This is a genomic window from Pseudomonas sp. 22526, from assembly GCF_052044735.1.
Classification (GTDB): domain Bacteria; phylum Pseudomonadota; class Gammaproteobacteria; order Pseudomonadales; family Pseudomonadaceae; genus Aquipseudomonas; species Aquipseudomonas piscium.
The window spans coordinates 275,974-290,911 of record NZ_JBQENK010000001.1 but is presented as its reverse complement, the minus strand read 5'-3'; the positions used below and the strand labels follow the sequence as shown (position 1 = coordinate 290,911).

At 58.4% G+C, this 14,938-nt stretch carries 17 protein-coding genes; 12 read left to right on the top strand and 5 right to left on the bottom strand.

Going from position 1 to position 14,938, the window contains the following annotated elements:
• Nucleotides 1-19 precede the first annotated feature (19 nt).
• From ACTJKT_RS01285 to ACTJKT_RS01270, 4 genes are read left to right on the top strand one after another with little or no spacing between them, the layout of a single operon-like run.
• Nucleotides 20-1,276 (top strand): TolC family protein, encoded by a 1,257-nt coding sequence (locus ACTJKT_RS01285; RefSeq protein WP_440785877.1) that lies wholly within the window; start codon nucleotides 20-22, stop codon nucleotides 1,274-1,276.
• The gene (locus tag ACTJKT_RS01280; RefSeq protein WP_440785876.1) at nucleotides 1,273-2,757 is read left to right on the top strand and encodes an efflux RND transporter periplasmic adaptor subunit; all 1,485 of its coding nucleotides are present in this window, start codon (nucleotides 1,273-1,275) and stop codon (nucleotides 2,755-2,757) included. Before ACTJKT_RS01285 ends, ACTJKT_RS01280 begins: the two co-directional genes overlap by 4 nt.
• Nucleotides 2,754-5,912: an efflux RND transporter permease subunit gene (locus tag ACTJKT_RS01275; protein ID WP_440785875.1), complete on the top strand. Its 3,159-nt coding sequence runs from the start codon at nucleotides 2,754-2,756 to the stop codon at nucleotides 5,910-5,912. Before ACTJKT_RS01280 ends, ACTJKT_RS01275 begins: the two co-directional genes overlap by 4 nt.
• Nucleotides 5,909-6,271: a copper-binding protein gene (locus tag ACTJKT_RS01270; protein ID WP_440785874.1), complete on the top strand. Its 363-nt coding sequence runs from the start codon at nucleotides 5,909-5,911 to the stop codon at nucleotides 6,269-6,271. The genes ACTJKT_RS01275 and ACTJKT_RS01270 overlap by 4 nt, the downstream gene beginning before the upstream one ends.
• 262 nt (nucleotides 6,272-6,533) lie before the next feature.
• Here ACTJKT_RS01270 and ACTJKT_RS01265 read toward each other — a convergent pair whose 3' ends face one another.
• From ACTJKT_RS01265 to ACTJKT_RS01245, 5 genes are all read right to left on the bottom strand, one after another.
• A complete protein-coding gene (locus ACTJKT_RS01265; RefSeq protein WP_440785873.1) occupies nucleotides 6,534-7,196 on the bottom strand; it encodes a methyltransferase family protein in 663 nt (220 codons plus the stop codon).
• A 172-nt stretch (nucleotides 7,197-7,368) separates the two neighbouring features.
• Entirely contained in the window at nucleotides 7,369-7,644 is a 276-nt protein-coding gene (locus ACTJKT_RS01260) for a hypothetical protein (RefSeq protein ID WP_440785872.1), read from the bottom strand.
• On the bottom strand, nucleotides 7,637-7,939 hold the full coding sequence (locus tag ACTJKT_RS01255; protein WP_440785871.1) for a hypothetical protein: 303 nt from the start codon (nucleotides 7,937-7,939) through the stop codon (nucleotides 7,637-7,639). Before ACTJKT_RS01255 ends, ACTJKT_RS01260 begins: the two co-directional genes overlap by 8 nt.
• 221 nt (nucleotides 7,940-8,160) lie before the next feature.
• Complete coding sequence (locus ACTJKT_RS01250) at nucleotides 8,161-8,505, bottom strand: hypothetical protein (protein WP_440785870.1); 345 nt, start codon at nucleotides 8,503-8,505, stop codon at nucleotides 8,161-8,163.
• A gap of 134 nt (nucleotides 8,506-8,639) precedes the next feature.
• Nucleotides 8,640-8,801: a co-regulatory protein PtrA N-terminal domain-containing protein gene (locus tag ACTJKT_RS01245; protein ID WP_440785869.1), complete on the bottom strand. Its 162-nt coding sequence runs from the start codon at nucleotides 8,799-8,801 to the stop codon at nucleotides 8,640-8,642.
• A gap of 214 nt (nucleotides 8,802-9,015) precedes the next feature.
• Here ACTJKT_RS01245 and ACTJKT_RS01240 point away from each other — a divergent pair, with 214 nt between their 5' ends.
• The 8 genes from ACTJKT_RS01240 to ACTJKT_RS01205 all read left to right on the top strand — a co-directional run bounded on the left by ACTJKT_RS01240 (nucleotide 9,016) and on the right by ACTJKT_RS01205 (nucleotide 14,920).
• A complete protein-coding gene (locus ACTJKT_RS01240; RefSeq protein ID WP_440785868.1) occupies nucleotides 9,016-9,699 on the top strand; it encodes a heavy metal response regulator transcription factor in 684 nt (227 codons plus the stop codon).
• Nucleotides 9,696-11,069: a heavy metal sensor histidine kinase gene (locus ACTJKT_RS01235; protein WP_440785867.1), complete on the top strand. Its 1,374-nt coding sequence runs from the start codon at nucleotides 9,696-9,698 to the stop codon at nucleotides 11,067-11,069. The genes ACTJKT_RS01240 and ACTJKT_RS01235 overlap by 4 nt, the downstream gene beginning before the upstream one ends.
• A gap of 42 nt (nucleotides 11,070-11,111) precedes the next feature.
• Nucleotides 11,112-11,672, top strand: coding sequence for a sigma-70 family RNA polymerase sigma factor (locus ACTJKT_RS01230; protein WP_440785866.1), 561 nt, complete (start codon nucleotides 11,112-11,114; stop codon nucleotides 11,670-11,672).
• 1 nt (nucleotide 11,673) lies between these two features.
• On the top strand, nucleotides 11,674-12,336 hold the full coding sequence (locus ACTJKT_RS01225) for an NrsF family protein (RefSeq protein WP_440785865.1): 663 nt from the start codon (nucleotides 11,674-11,676) through the stop codon (nucleotides 12,334-12,336).
• 119 nt (nucleotides 12,337-12,455) lie between these two features.
• Nucleotides 12,456-12,776, top strand: coding sequence for a BufA1 family periplasmic bufferin-type metallophore (locus ACTJKT_RS01220; RefSeq protein ID WP_440785864.1), 321 nt, complete (start codon nucleotides 12,456-12,458; stop codon nucleotides 12,774-12,776).
• A complete protein-coding gene (gene bufB / locus ACTJKT_RS01215; RefSeq protein ID WP_440785863.1) occupies nucleotides 12,776-13,669 on the top strand; it encodes an MNIO family bufferin maturase in 894 nt (297 codons plus the stop codon). The genes ACTJKT_RS01220 and bufB overlap by 1 nt, the downstream gene beginning before the upstream one ends.
• On the top strand, nucleotides 13,653-14,435 hold the full coding sequence (locus ACTJKT_RS01210; RefSeq protein WP_440785862.1) for an HvfC/BufC family peptide modification chaperone: 783 nt from the start codon (nucleotides 13,653-13,655) through the stop codon (nucleotides 14,433-14,435). Before bufB ends, ACTJKT_RS01210 begins: the two co-directional genes overlap by 17 nt.
• A 17-nt stretch (nucleotides 14,436-14,452) precedes the next feature.
• The gene (locus tag ACTJKT_RS01205) at nucleotides 14,453-14,920 is read left to right on the top strand and encodes a DoxX family protein (RefSeq protein ID WP_440785861.1); all 468 of its coding nucleotides are present in this window, start codon (nucleotides 14,453-14,455) and stop codon (nucleotides 14,918-14,920) included.
• Nucleotides 14,921-14,938: the final 18 nt, after the last annotated feature.

Genomic DNA, 14,938 nt, shown 5'->3' with positions numbered 1-14,938 from the left:
CATCACAGGAATCGTGAGCATGAACTCCATACGCTATTGCACAGGCTGGCCCGTCGTGGCTGCCTTGGCGGCAAGCGTGCTGGCATTGCCGAGCCTAGCCGCACCCCTGACATTCGATGAAGCCTTGCGGTTGGCCGAAAACAATGCCCCGTCACTGACGGCCCAAGCGGCCAAACTGCAAGCTGCCAGCAGTGCTGCCATTCCAGCCGGTGAGCTACCCGATCCGAAGTTACTGCTGGGTGTGCAGAACTATCCCATTGGCGGCCCGGATCGCTGGAGCATTGACCAGGACTTCATGACCATGCAGATGGTTGGGGTCATGCAGGAAGTGCCCAACCGCGACAAGCGCCGGGCGCGTATCGAGGTCGCCGAAGCGGCCGTTGATCGAGCCGCGGCTGAAAGTCGAGTCGAGCGGCTGAATGTCCGACAGGCCACGGCATTGGCCTGGATCAGCAGCTATTCAGTCGAGCGTAAAGAGGCGCTGTTCCAGGACTTTTACAAAGAAAATCGTCTGTTGACCGATACCGTGCGCGCCCAAATCGCCGGTGGTCGTGCCCAGCCTGCCGATGCGGTCACGCCGAAACAGGAGGCTGCGCAGTTGGCGGAACAACAGGACGACCTGATCCGCCTGCGGGCACAGACCCGAGCGGCGCTCAAGCGCTGGATTGGCCCGACGGCCAACGACCAGCCAACGGGTGGCTTGCCGCAATGGCCCGTCGATACGTCAGATTATTCCCATAAGCTGCAACATCATCCCGCGCTGGCGGCTTTCACCCCGATGACCCGCGAGGCCGAAGCCAAGGTGCGTGAAGCCGAGGCGGAAAAGCAGTCCGACTGGAGCTGGGAGCTCGATTACCAGCGCCGCGGGCGGGAGTTCGGCGACATGGTCAGCGTGCAATTCACCTTCGACCTGCCGCTGTTCCCCGGCTCCCGACAAAATCCCAAGATCGCCGCCAAACACGCCGAGCTGAATCAACTGGAAGCCGAGCGCGAGGCCCTTACACGCGAGCATACCGAGCAACTGGAGGCGGATCTGGCCGACTACGAACGCCTGAACCGTGCCGTACACCGCAGTCAGGACAGCCTGCTGCCACTCGCCAAGGAAAAGGTCGGACTGACCATGGCCAGCTACCGCGCTGGGAAAGGCGACCTGGCGGCTGTCGTCGCGGCTCGACGTGAACTCATCGAGGCCCGTCTCAAACAAATCGACGTCGAAGAACAGCGAGCCCTGACCAATGCGCGCTTGTATTTCAATTATGGGGAAACCAGCCAATGAGCACTCGAATCTTGAAAACGGCTGTGTTGACTGCCTTGGCCGTCGCCCTGGGTGTTGCCGGCGGGTACTGGTTCGCTCAGCAACGCATGAACGCAATGCCTGATGCGCTCGCCGAGCAAAGTCCCAAGACGCAAGACGAACGCAAGGTGTTGTATTGGTATGACCCAATGGTCCCGCAGCAGAAGTTCGATAAACCAGGCAAATCGCCCTTTATGGACATGCAGCTGGTACCGCAATACGCGGATGGCGCAACCACCGGTGCCGCGATCAGCATCGATCCAGGCCTGACTCAGAATCTGGGACTGCGCCTGGCGACCGTCACCCGTGGCGTCCTCGCTTCCAGTCTGGATGTGGTCGGCGTGCTGGCGTTCAACGAGCGGGACGTCGCCGTGATCCAGGCGCGTACCGCCGGTTTTGTCGAGCGGGTGTATGCCCGTGCTCCCGGCGATGTGCTCAAGGCCAATGCGCCATTGGCGGATATCCTGGTGCCGGAGTGGGCAGCCGCTCAGGAAGAATTCCTCGCGCTTAAACGTCATGGCGATGCTGGCTTGCTGGCGGCGGCCCGCCAACGATTGCGGCTCACCGGGATGCCAGCAGTACTGATTACCCAAGTAGAACGCAGCGGCAAGATTCAGCCGAACCTGACCCTCAGCAGCCCTATTGGTGGTGTGCTGCAAGAGCTGAATGTGCGCGAGGGAATGACCGTGGCCGCCGGCGAGACGCTGGCACGCGTCAATGGCTTGAGCAGCGTCTGGCTAGCGGTGGCCGTTCCAGAGTCGGAGACTGGATCGATCGTCGTCGGGCAAACGGTCGAAGCACGCCTGCCGGCCTTCCCTGGGACTGTGCTCAAGGGCACGGTCAGCGCGATTCTGCCGGAAACCAATCCGGACAGTCGCACCGTTCGCGTGCGGGTCGAACTACCCAACCCTGACGGGCGCCTCAGACCCGGATTGACGGCGCAGGTACGCTTGAGTCGTTCGACTGAGCAAAGTGTGTTGTGGGTGCCGAGCGAGGCGCTCATTCGCACCGGCCGGCGCACGCTGGTGATGCTCGCTGAAGATGCGGGTCACTACCGTCCGGTAGAGGTGCAACCCGGGCAGGAAAACGACGGTAAGACGGCGGTATTGAATGGCTTGCAAGAAGGTCAACAGGTGGTCAGCTCCGGCCAGTTCCTGCTCGACTCCGAGGCCAGCCTCAAGGGCATCGTCGCCAGCACGCTGGAAATGCCAGCACCTCCCACCGCAGCCTCCGCCCTTCATGAGTCGGAGGGACAAGTCCTGCAAATCAATAGCAAAGACGTGACGCTTGCTCACGGTCCCTTCAAGACATTGGGCATGCCAGGCATGACCATGACCTTCCCATTGGCGGACCCTGCGCTCATGCAGGGGCTCAAGTCGGGCGACAAGGTTCGTGTATCAGTCAGCCAAACCGATGATGGTTTGCGCGTTGAGCGTCTGGAAAAACTAGGGGGTCAGCCATGATCGCGGCCCTGATCCGCTGGTCAGTCGCTAACCGTTTCCTGGTGCTATTGGCCACGCTGTTCGTCACGGCCTGGGGCGTTTGGTCGGTGCAGAGCACGCCCATCGATGCGCTGCCGGATCTGTCCGATGTTCAGGTGATCATTCGCACTCCTTATCCAGGACAAGCACCGCAGATCGTCGAGAATCAGGTGACCTATCCGTTGGCGACCACCATGCTCTCGGTGCCGGGCGCCAAAATCGTGCGCGGCTATTCCTTTTTCGGCGACAGCTTCGTGTACGTGCTGTTCGAAAACGGTACCGATATGTATTGGGCCCGCTCGCGGGTGCTGGAGTACCTGAGCCAGATACAAAGCCGTCTGCCGACCAGCGCCAAACCGGCGTTGGGGCCGGATGCTACGGGGGTGGGCTGGATCTATCAGTACGCCCTCGTGGATCGCACCGGTGGACACGATCTGGCGCAGCTGCGCGCGCTGCAGGACTGGTTTCTCAAGTTCGAACTCAAGACTTTACCGAGCGTTGCGGAAGTGGCCACCGTCGGCGGCATGGTTAAGCAGTACCAGGTGCAGCTCGATCCGCTCAAACTGGCCAGCCAGGGCATCACCCAGGCGCAGGTGACTGAGGCTATTGGCAAGGCCAACCAGGAAACCGGTGGCGCGGTGCTGGAAATGGCAGAGACCGAGTTCATGGTCCGCGCCTCCGGCTACCTGAGGACCCTGAATGACTTTCGCGCTATCCCGCTGAGGCTCGGTGCGGGTGGTGTGCCGGTGACCCTTGGCGATGTGGCCACGATCCAGCTGGGGCCGGAGATGCGTCGTGGCATCACCGAACTCGACGGTGAGGGTGAAACCGTCGGTGGCGTGGTGATTCTGCGCAGCGGCAAGAACGCCCGCGAGACCATCGCAGCAGTCAAAACCAAGCTCGACGAGTTGAAGAAAAGCCTGCCGGCCGGGGTGGAAATCGTCACCACCTACGATCGCAGCAAGCTGATCGACCGCGCCGTGGAAAACCTCAGCCACAAGTTGCTCGAAGAGTTCATCGTCGTCGCCTTGGTCTGCGGGATATTTCTCTGGCATCTGCGCTCATCCCTGGTGGCCATTATCTCGCTGCCGGTCGGGGTATTGATGGCCTTCATCGTCATGCGCTACCAGGGAATCAACGCCAACATCATGTCCCTGGGCGGGATCGCCATTGCCATCGGCGCGATGGTCGACGCCGCGGTGGTGATGATCGAGAACGCTCACAAGAAGATCGAGGCCTGGCACGTGGCCCATCCAGGGGAAGAGCTCAAGGGCGAGCATCACTGGCATGTAATGACCGAAGCGGCGGCCGAGGTAGGCCCGGCACTGTTCTTCTGCCTGTTGATCATTACCCTGTCGTTCATCCCGGTGTTCACCCTGGAGGCGCAAGAGGGCCGGCTGTTCGGCCCCCTGGCTTTCACCAAAACCTATGCCATGGCGGCGGCGGCCGGACTGTCGGTGACCCTGGTGCCGGTGTTGATGGGTTACTGGATTCGCGGGCGGATTCCCAATGAGGAACAGAACCCGCTGAACCGCTGGTTGATCAGGCTCTATCAACCGGCCCTGGACGCGGTGCTGCGTCGACCCAAAGTCACCATGCTGGTCGCACTGCTGGTGTTCCTCAGCGCAATATGGCCGATGTCCCGGTTGGGGGGCGAGTTCCTCCCGCCGTTGGACGAGGGCGACCTGCTCTACATGCCTTCAGCGCTGCCGGGGTTGTCGGCGCAGAAAGCCGCGCAATTGCTGCAACAGACTGACCGTCTGATCAAGACGGTACCCGAAGTCGAGCACGTCTTCGGTAAAGCGGGCCGTGCGGAAACCGCCACCGACCCGGCGCCACTGGAGATGTTCGAGACCACCATTCAGTTCAAGCCGCGTGAGCAATGGCGACCCGGCCTGACCCAGGAGAAGCTGGTGGAGGAACTGGATCGGGTGGTGCGTGTACCGGGACTGACCAATATCTGGATCCCGCCGATCCGCAATCGCATCGACATGCTCGCCACCGGGATCAAGAGCCCGATCGGGGTGAAAATTGCCGGTAGCAACCTGACGGAGATCGATGCCGCGACTCAGGCGGTCGAGCGCGTGGCCAAGGACGTGCCCGGTGTCAGTTCGGCTCTGGCCGAACGATTGACTGGCGGGCGTTATATCGATGTGGATATAGACCGCAAAGCCGCTGCTCGCTATGGGTTGAATATCGCCGATGTGCAATCAATCGTCGCCGGCGCAATCGGCGGTGAAAATGTCGGGGAGACCATTGAAGGGCTCGCCCGCTTCCCAATCAATGTGCGATATCCGCGTGAGTGGCGTGATTCGCTCGGCGCCCTGGAGCAATTACCGATCTACACCCCACTGGGGAGCCAGATCACCCTTGGCACGGTGGCGAAGATCAAGGTCAGCGACGGTCCGCCGATGCTCAAGAGCGAGAACGCACGGCCTTCCGGGTGGGTGTACATCGACGTGCGGGGGCGGGATATTGCCTCGGTGGTGGCCGACCTGCGCCGGGACGTCAGTGAGCAGGTCAAGTTGCAGCCGGGCATGAGTTTGAGCTACTCGGGGCAGTTCGAATTTCTTGAGCGAGCCAATGCACGGCTCAAGCTGGTGGTGCCGGCCACGCTGCTGATCATTTTCGTCCTGCTCTACCTGACATTCGCTCGCTTCGACGAGGCCTTGCTGATCATGGCTACCCTGCCGTTCGCCCTGACGGGCGGGGCGTGGTTCCTCTATCTGCTGGGGTTCAATCTGTCAGTGGCTACCGGTGTTGGCTTTATCGCCCTGGCCGGTGTGTCGGCCGAATTTGGCGTGATCATGCTGCTCTACCTGAAGAACGCCTGGACCGAACGAGAAGACGCCGGTGACAACACCGAGCGTGGGCTGGTCGACGCGATTCGCGAAGGTGCAGTGCTGCGCGTTCGACCCAAGGCGATGACCGTCGCAGTCATCATCGCCGGCCTATTGCCGATTCTCTGGGGCAGTGGCACTGGTAGCGAAGTCATGAGTCGCATCGCCGCGCCGATGGTCGGCGGCATGGTCACTGCTCCCTTGTTATCCCTGTTCGTTATTCCGGCGGCCTACCGCTTGATGCGCCGTCGGCACCTCCCCGTTGTATCCACCAACCCTCAAGGAAAAGTCGTATGAAACTGACCCTGATCGCCGTTGCAAGCACCGTTGTCGCACTGTCTCTTTCCGCCCAGGCAGAGGACATGCCGGGTATGAAAATGGACGCTATGCCCATGGAAGGCATGCAGATGAAGCAGGAAACGAAGCAGGCTCCAGTGGCCAAAGCCGAGGGTACGATCAAGGCGGTCGACACCACGAAACATACGGTGACTATCGCCCATGGCGCTGTGCCGGCCGTGCAGTGGCCTGCCATGACCATGGCATTCAACGCCACCACCAAACAACTGGCAGGCCTGAAGGCTGGGGATCAAGTAGCGTTTGAGTTTCGTGCCGAGGGAATGGCGGCCACCATCGTGTCGATCAAGCCCCTGAAGTAACAATGGCATGGCTGGCTGGTACGACCTTCACCAGCTGATACCGGACCAGCTATCCACCATTCATAGGCGCACAGGTCAGCGAAAGGCTGGCAGCCCTACGGTGTAATGAAGAGTTGATTGCTCCACCATCCTCCTGTTTGGCTCCTTTGGTTTGGAGGATGGTTTCAGGCGCCTGAGTTAGGCGCCTTTTTTTCGGTCAACAAGTATTCTTGGGATCCGTTTGCGATGACGTGTTCGTCACGCAGGCTCAGAGGACACCAGGCTATTGCTGATAAGCAAAGAGCAGTGAATGGATGAACTCCCGCCAATTCCGCAAGCGTGGGAACAACATGGGCACCCGCTGCCGGTAGGTCTGATACTCCTCGCCAAAACGTTCGGTCAAGGCCGACTCCTCCCGCTTCGCTAGACGGACATAAGCCAAGACGATCAGGGGAAACAACAATAACGTGATCACCGTCGGCCAGTGAATGACCTGACCGAAGACCGCTAGCATGATCCCGGTGTATTGCGGGTGGCGGACCACACCGTAGACACCCTCTGTCGCCAGCTTCCCCTCCAGACTTGTGCGGTAAACCTGAACCCAGCCCCGGATCAACAGAGCCAGGCCGACCACGATAAACACGCCGCCCAACATCATTTCCAGCATGGCCCCGGTAGCACCGTAGCCCAGCATTGTTGCCCAAAGATGGCCCGAGAATCCGGTCAGCGGGAGATCTATTCCCAGGAAACCAGTCAGCAGGTAAATAGTCAGTGGGAAGCCGTACATCTCGGCGTACAACGCGATGATAAAAGCTTGCACTAAACCTGCACCCATCCAGTCACGCCAACTGCGTGGGGCGACGAAACGATAGAGGACCCAGGATGCAATGAGCACCATGATCAGCACCCACCCCCAGTGCCCATAGTGCATGGAAAAGTCATTCATGATTAGGCTCCATCTCGATCAACAGCGGATCGGCATTCAGCGCCGATACCTGGAAGAAACATCGGAGCATCCGAGTAGCGATACGGCTAGTGCGCGCGATACCCCTACTCAGAAGTAATTGCCCCGTGTCTCTCTGTTTAAGAGGACACGGGATCAGCGATTAAACGAACTGTTATTGCACCTTGGTGCCGCCTTGAGCGGGTTCACTGCCCATGTGCTTGTTCATGTTGTCCATCATTGCATTGCAGTTCTTCATCATGGCGGACATCTCCTGCATCATGTCCATCATTGGCATTTTACCGCCGTCCATCATCGGCATATCCTTTCCCTTCATCATGTCAGAACCGTCCTTAGTAGTGTCCTTGGGCTGTTCGGCAAAACTCGTGGAAATAGTTCCAAGAGTCAGTATGGCGGCGAGTACGGCTGTGTAGGCAGTAGCGTTACGCATGATGGTTCTCCTGATCAACAACTTGGGTTTTCGACAAGCGCTGGGTCAGCAATGGCTGATCCGGAGCCTTCTGCTCGCAGGCAGTTTTACCGCCCATGCTTTTCATGCAGAACCCGATCATCAACAGACAGGGCAGAATAGAAAGCAGAGCAGGTAGAGTGACTACTGCAAACAGAGCACTCAGGTTAAAAAGCAAGGTGAAAACAATTGCAACGACAAGTCCTGCAATCAGCGGGTGATGTTGCAACATATTTTTTGCATATCGCGCTATGTTCTTGGTCATGGTCATGGTCATGGTCTATTTCTCTAAATTTTCAGGTATTTATCTACATACCTCAGTCACAAAACTAACGCTCAGACGTTTCTACTGGGCATGTAGAGCCAGCGGATGATTTATTCACGGTAATCACCTGATCCTTTTTCATCGACGACAGAAATATTAGTTACAGCCCCGCGCGACGCGCCTTAATGCTTTTTTGGCGGTGTCGCTGAAAAACAAACGAGCTGGTCCAGTGGTTAGGACAGGCTGGAATACTTGGGAGGAAAAGGGTCTGGAGCAACTGGCATACGACCGAGTGAAGTTGTATAGCAGTCGTATTGGGAAGATTTTAAGGTGTGCCATATTGAAATAAGAAACGTGACCGCTCCCGTCGAGGGAATGGAGCAACTTATCGAGCAAGTGACTTGGTTCGACATGTCTGGGCAGATATTCATTCTGCTGGATTCAGCAAGCATACTCTGCGCTGCCGGACAGTTAAGAGGGACAGTTGACGGCTCGGATTGAAACATCAAAGCTTGACCATGTGCTGCCGCTACGACGAACAGCAGCACCATGAGCAGCTTGATCAGGGTTTTATCCATATTTTGAGCCATCACAGCACATAGCTCCCTCAACTTTGAAGAGTACGCCTTGAGACAAGCTCAGAAGCGCTCCCGTACCACGCAACGACTCATGCCTGATTCCATCCTATTGATGAACTACCACATCTTGTAGATTAGGCGTTGGTTTGCAATTTCGCAGCGTGCTGCTCCATGCTTTTGGCTTGAATCTGATGAGCGGCCGAGCGTTCAAACGTGCGGTCTCCACCGCCTTCAGCCCACACCAGGGAGGACAGAAGGACCGAGCCGACCAAAAGCGCAGTTTTAAAAAGTTTCATGAGACATTCTCCTTAAGCGGGTAAATGTTCAACGACAACCTAGAATAGGGTTTACGTTTGGCTGTCGACATGAGCCCTACACAGTGCTCATGGTTTCACCCTAGACGACCCTCCCTGATGGGAGGCTGAAGCGAAAATTACATTTCTGTAAGCGTCTGGTGGGTGAGCTCATCCCCCCGCAAACTCCAGGTGCCATCCATGTGAGAACACCCCTATGAAACTCCTGTTAGCCGAAGACGAGCCGAGAATTGGTACCTATGTGCAGCAGGGGCTGAATGAGGCCGGATTCAATGTCGATCTGGTGATTACCGGTACCAACGCCCTTCAGCACGCCCTATGCGACGCTTATGACCTGCTGATACTGGACGTTACGATGCCCGGTCTGGATGGCTGGGAAGTACTGCGGGTGGTTCGCGCGGCCGGCAAGAATGTTCCCGTGCTCTTCCTGACCGCTCGCGACCGGGTCGAGGATCGAGTGAAGGGCCTGGAGCTTGGTGCAGACGATTACCTGATCAAGCCCTTTGCCTTTTCTGAGCTGCTGGCCAGGGTCCGGAGTCTCTTGCGCCGAGGTAGCAGTGCTCCGTCACAATCCCATATCAAGATTGCTGACCTTGAAATCGACTTGATGAAACGTAGGGCCCTTCGGGGAGGCAAGCGCATCGACCTTACGGCCAAAGAGTTTGCTCTTCTTGAGTTGCTGCTTCGCCGACGGGGTGAGGTGCTGCCCAAGTCGCTGATTGCATCGCAAGTCTGGGATATCAATTTCGACAGCGACACAAACGTCATCGAGGTCGCAATCAGGCGGCTTAGAGTAAAAATTGATGATGACTTCGACCTCAAATTGATCAGTACCGTGCGGGGAATGGGCTACATGCTCGACGCACCGGAGTCGACATGAAAAGCCTCTCCCTGACGACGCGTCTGAGCGTGATGTTCATGTTCGTTGTCATTGCGGTGTTGACGGTCGCCGGGCTCAGCTTCAACTATCTCTGCCAACAGCACTTCAATTCACTCGATCAGAATACGCTGCTCGAAAAACTGCAAACCAGCCAGAGCATTTTGAGCACGCTGCCTGGTATTGATGCTTTCGATGAGTTGAAGCCACAACTACAGGCATTGTTGGGGACGAATCAAGATCTCATCGCAAGCATTTCCGACGACAATGGAAAGGTGCTCTTTGCCCATCCGGCAGTGATGGACATTCCTGAACGGTTTCGCGACCTTGCAAACCGACAAGCTTGGGAGTGGCAGGATCAGGAGCAGATGTTTCGCGGCATGACCACGCAGGTAGCCATTGCAGGGCAAGAGAAACCCATAACGGTGATCATCGCACTCGATGTCACAGACAATATGTTCCTCTTCGAAACGCTCAAGTGGTGGCTCTGGATAGGGTTGTTGATCTGCACCGTCGTGTGCGCCGGCCTGGGCTGGGTCGTCGCTCACAGAGGCTTGCGCCCGTTGGAGCAGGTGACCAGGGCCGCGGCTTCAATTTCTGCTACCTCACTCAAAGAACGTATCCCAATGGCGTCGATTCCATCGGAGCTACGGCTGCTGGTTTCCTCATTCAACGGCATGCTGGCGAGACTGGACGATGCCTTCGGAAGGCTCTCCAACTATTCGGCCGACATTGCCCATGAGCTGCGTACACCGGTCAGCAACCTGATGACCCACACAGAGGTCGTTCTTTCGAAAAAAAGAAACGTCGAAGATTACGAGGAAAATCTGTACTCGAATTTGGAGGACTTTAAGCGCATGTCTCGAATGATCGATGACATGCTGTTCCTGGCCAAGGCGGACAACGGCCTGGTTGTTCCTAAGCGCGAGTGGATCGCCCTTGAGGGAGTGGTGGATACACTTCTTGAGTACTATTACCTGCTGGCGGATGAGCGCGGCATTGAACTCAAGCTGTCCGGTTCTGGGAGTATTCAAGGCGATGTCCTCATGGTGCACCGCGCTATTTCTAACCTCCTTTCCAATGCGCTGCGATATACCCCGCCGGGTAAAACCATCAGTGTGCAGGTCCGACAGAACAACGCCTCCACGATACTGACAGTGGAAAACCCTGGCGAGACCATCCCACCGGAGCACCTGGAAAGGCTATTCGACAGGTTCTACCGTGTTCATCCAACTCGACGCGAAGGTAGTCCGAGTAACGCCGGTTTAGGCTTGGCCATCATCCGCTCGATCATTGAAGCTCATCAAGGCAGGGTCTGGTGCACCTCTGCCAACGGCTGGACCGCCTTCCACTTGGAGTTCCCCGCGCTATGAGGGCACTCGAGGCAATTCCTCTCCGATGAGGATAACGGGGTGATGCATCAAGACGATTCGAAATGGGTGTCGCTGATGATCGCGGCTCAGAACGGCGATCAAAACAGCTATGCGCGCTTGCTGTGCGACCTGACGCCACTGTTACGGCGATTGGCACGGCAAGGGTGGCTGCAGGGTAGCGACGCTGACATCGAGGACGTGGTCCAGGAAACCCTGCTGACGATTCATTTGGCGCGACACACCTATGATCCAAACCGACCGTTTTTCCCGTGGTTGCTGACCCTCCTGCGGCGCCGCATTGCTGACGGTGTGAGGCGTCGCTCACGCACCAACCGGCGCGAAATGGTGAACAACGCGCTCGATGTAACTTTTATCGACTGCCCGGCGAATATCGAGTGCGAGCCTTCGGTGGATAGCGAGGTCCTCAGAGCGGCGATCAACCGGCTGACCCCCGGGCAGAGACAGGCGATCGAACTACTCAAGCAGAAGGAGATCCCCTTGAAAGAGGCGTCAGCCATGACAGGGGTGAGCGTTGCGGCGCTCAAGGTGGCGACGCACCGCGCTCTCCAAAGGCTGCGTACCCTTCTGGCCGTGAAGAAGTGACATGAATACCGATGAACTGATTGCCGCGCTGATTGCCGACCTCAAGCCGGTCCGGCGCCTGCTGCCACCTGCCTGGCGCCTCGTCGGCTGGCTAGCAATGTCGATCCCGGCAACAGCTCTGCTGGTTGCCACGATGCGGATTCGCCCCGATCTCGCCGTAAAACTCTCGGACCCGGTTTTTATGACCGAGCAGCTGGCGTCGTTGGCCACGGTGCTGATCGCCGGCTGGTCAGCACTCGTGGCGGGCGTTCCGGGCGAGGCGCGCTGGAAGATGTGGGCGCCTGTAGCGCCGCTGGCGTTGTGGATCGCAAGCCTGGGACATCAGTGCTGGGACGAGTGGGTACGCCTAGGCATCAACGGGATGGTGTTTCACCCCGACTTTATGTGCGTGCCCGCTATCGCAATGATTAGCGCGGTTCCGTCATTGTCCATGGTCTTGGCGATCCGGCGCGGCGCCCGTGTGCGCACCTCAACGGCCGTTTTGTGGGGCAGCTTGGCGGCGGCGGCGCTTGCCAATGTCGGGCTGCGAATGTTCCATACGGAAGACGCGGCATTGATGGTCATCGTTTGGCAATTTGGCAGTGTACTGCTGCTTATGGCGCTGGCCATGCTGCTTCGGAACTATCTGGTGCCAAAAAAATGGGGCACGCCTGGCCGTGGCTAGTCAGAGCTGCAGTGTCGTGTGATCTATTTGCACCGCATCGAGCGTAACCTTTTGCGAGCTGCAACGAAATATTAGGTGTCGGTCTCATGTCGAGACCGTTCATTCTTGGAGACTTCGCAATGGACAATCGTCTACTGGCCAGCACCGCGCTCTCCGCTGCAATGGGGTTGGTACTCTTGATGCCAGCTGCAGCAACCAACGCCCAGAGCATGAACGACATGTCGAACGCACCGCCTGTCGTGAAGGAAAACATGATGAAAATGAAGCAGCAGCACCTCGAAAAATGCTATGGGATCAATGCGGTTGCGAAAAACGACTGTGCGGAAGGCGTTCACTCCTGTGCCGGGCAGGCGACCCAGGCGCGCGAGACGAAGTCATTCGTACTGCTGCCAGCCGGTGTGTGCGGCAAGATTGCAGGCGGCAACCTGAAACCGGCCTGATGATCGGCGCCGCCATGAGCCTACTTCGAGCCAACTTACCCGACCCTATGCCGGCCACGGCAGGGGTTGGGTTGCGCTTTGCGCATCATCAGGCATTCGTCGATACGCGGCCATCAGTCGGTTGGCTGGAAGTGCACGCTGAGAATTACATGGGCGGTGGCACGCCGATGCGCTGTCTGGACATACTGCGCTGCGACTATCCCATCTCGATCCACGGCGTCGGCCTGTCGCTCGGCAGTGCCGAGGGACTTGACCCGGCGCATCTCGACCGACTCGCGCGCGTCATTGAACGTCTCGAACCGGACCTGGTTTCCGAGCACCTGTCGTGGAGCGTGGTCGGGCAAACGTATCTCGCCGATCTCTTACCGCTGCCGTTGACGGAGGAGGCGCTCGACGTCGTTTGCCGACACGTTGACCAGACGCAATCGCGGCTCAACCGGCAAATCCTCGTCGAAAATCCGTCCACCTACCTGCAATTCCGCCATTCGACGATTCCCGAATGGGAGTTTCTGGCGTGTGTCGCGGCGCGTACCGGTTGCCGGATTCTCTGCGACGTCAATAACATCTACGTGAGCGCACACAACCATGGCTGGGATGCGTCGACCTATCTGCGTGCCTTACCGCCGGCGGCGATCGGCGAGATTCATCTGGCAGGTCACTCGGTCACGACACTCGACTCGGGCATCACACTGCGCATCGACGACCACGGCTCACGCGTCGATCCCGCCGTATGGCGACTCTATTGCGAAGCATTGGCCTGTTTCGGTCCGGTCCCGACGCTGATCGAGTGGGATAACAACATACCGCCGCTGGACGTGCTGCTCGACGAGGCCGCGCAAGCCAGCCGCATCCTGCAGTCGCTCGGAAGAACCGGTCATGCCGTCCTTACATGAGCTGCAGGATGCCGTGCGGCGCAGCATCATCGAGCGCGATGACGTCGAGGCCATTACCCATATCGCCGCCAACGGGATCGCACCGCCGGATCGCCTGTCCATCTATCGAAACACCTTTAGACAAACCCTGATTCGGGCATTGCGGCTGTCGTACCCCGCAGTCGACCGGTTGGTCGGCGCTGATTTCTTCGGAGCCGCTGCTGCCGACTTCGTCGTCCAGCACCCGCCGCGCAGCAGCTATCTCGACGAATTCGGCGGCGATTTTGCCGCCTTTCTCGAACAGTTTGCACCTGCCGCATCGGTGCCTTACCTGGCCGACGTGGCACGGCTCGAATGGGCTGTCAGCTGCGCCCTGCATGCGCCCGATGCGGAACCTCTGTCCGTTGCGTCGCTGGGTTCGGTCGATGCGGCCGATTACGCGCAGATCTGTTTCACACCGCATCCGTCCGTCAGCCTGATTCATACGATGTTCCCCGCCGATGTGATTTGGTGCGCCGTACTCGAAGACAACGATGCAGTGCTTGCCGCTATCGATCTATCGAAGGACCCAGCCTGGCTGATTGTTCAACGTGGACCATCAGCCGTCGACATCGCGCGCCTAGATGAAGCGCTCTGGCGCTTCGTCAGCGCTTTGTGCGCAGGGTGCCCGCTGGGGGCTGCACTTGGCGAACACTCTGGCATCGATGCCACGGCAGCACTGGCCGATCTGCTCACGCAGCAGCGCTTTACCGGGTTCAGACTGGCTCTGCGCTCCGATCCGCCTTAACCGTCAGTGAGATTGCTATGAATAAACAGACCGTTTTTCGAGCACAAGGGCAACTCGCCGCCACGCTCGCGTACATCTTGAGCTGGCTGGAGCGCATCCCTTATGCATTCCTCGCGATCCCGCTGCGCCTGGCGATGGCCACCGTATTCTGGAACTCGGCAATGACTAAGCTCGCCAGCTGGGAGACGGCCGTTGCATTGTTCACCGACGAATACCGCTTGCCGATCTTGCCGCCGGAACTCGCGGCCTATATCGCCGTATCGATCGAACTAACAACCCCTGTACTGCTGGTGCTCGGTCTGGCGACACGGCCTGCAGCTGCGGTCATGCTCGGTATGACAATGATCATCGAGGTGTTTGTCTATCCCCAGGCATGGCCGACTCATATTCAGTGGACGGCCATGCTGCTGGTGCTCTTGGCGCGCGGCCCGGGGAAACTGTCGATCGACTGGCTGATTCGCCGACGCATGCTCGGTGACGGTTGACGCAATTTCGCCCGTCCT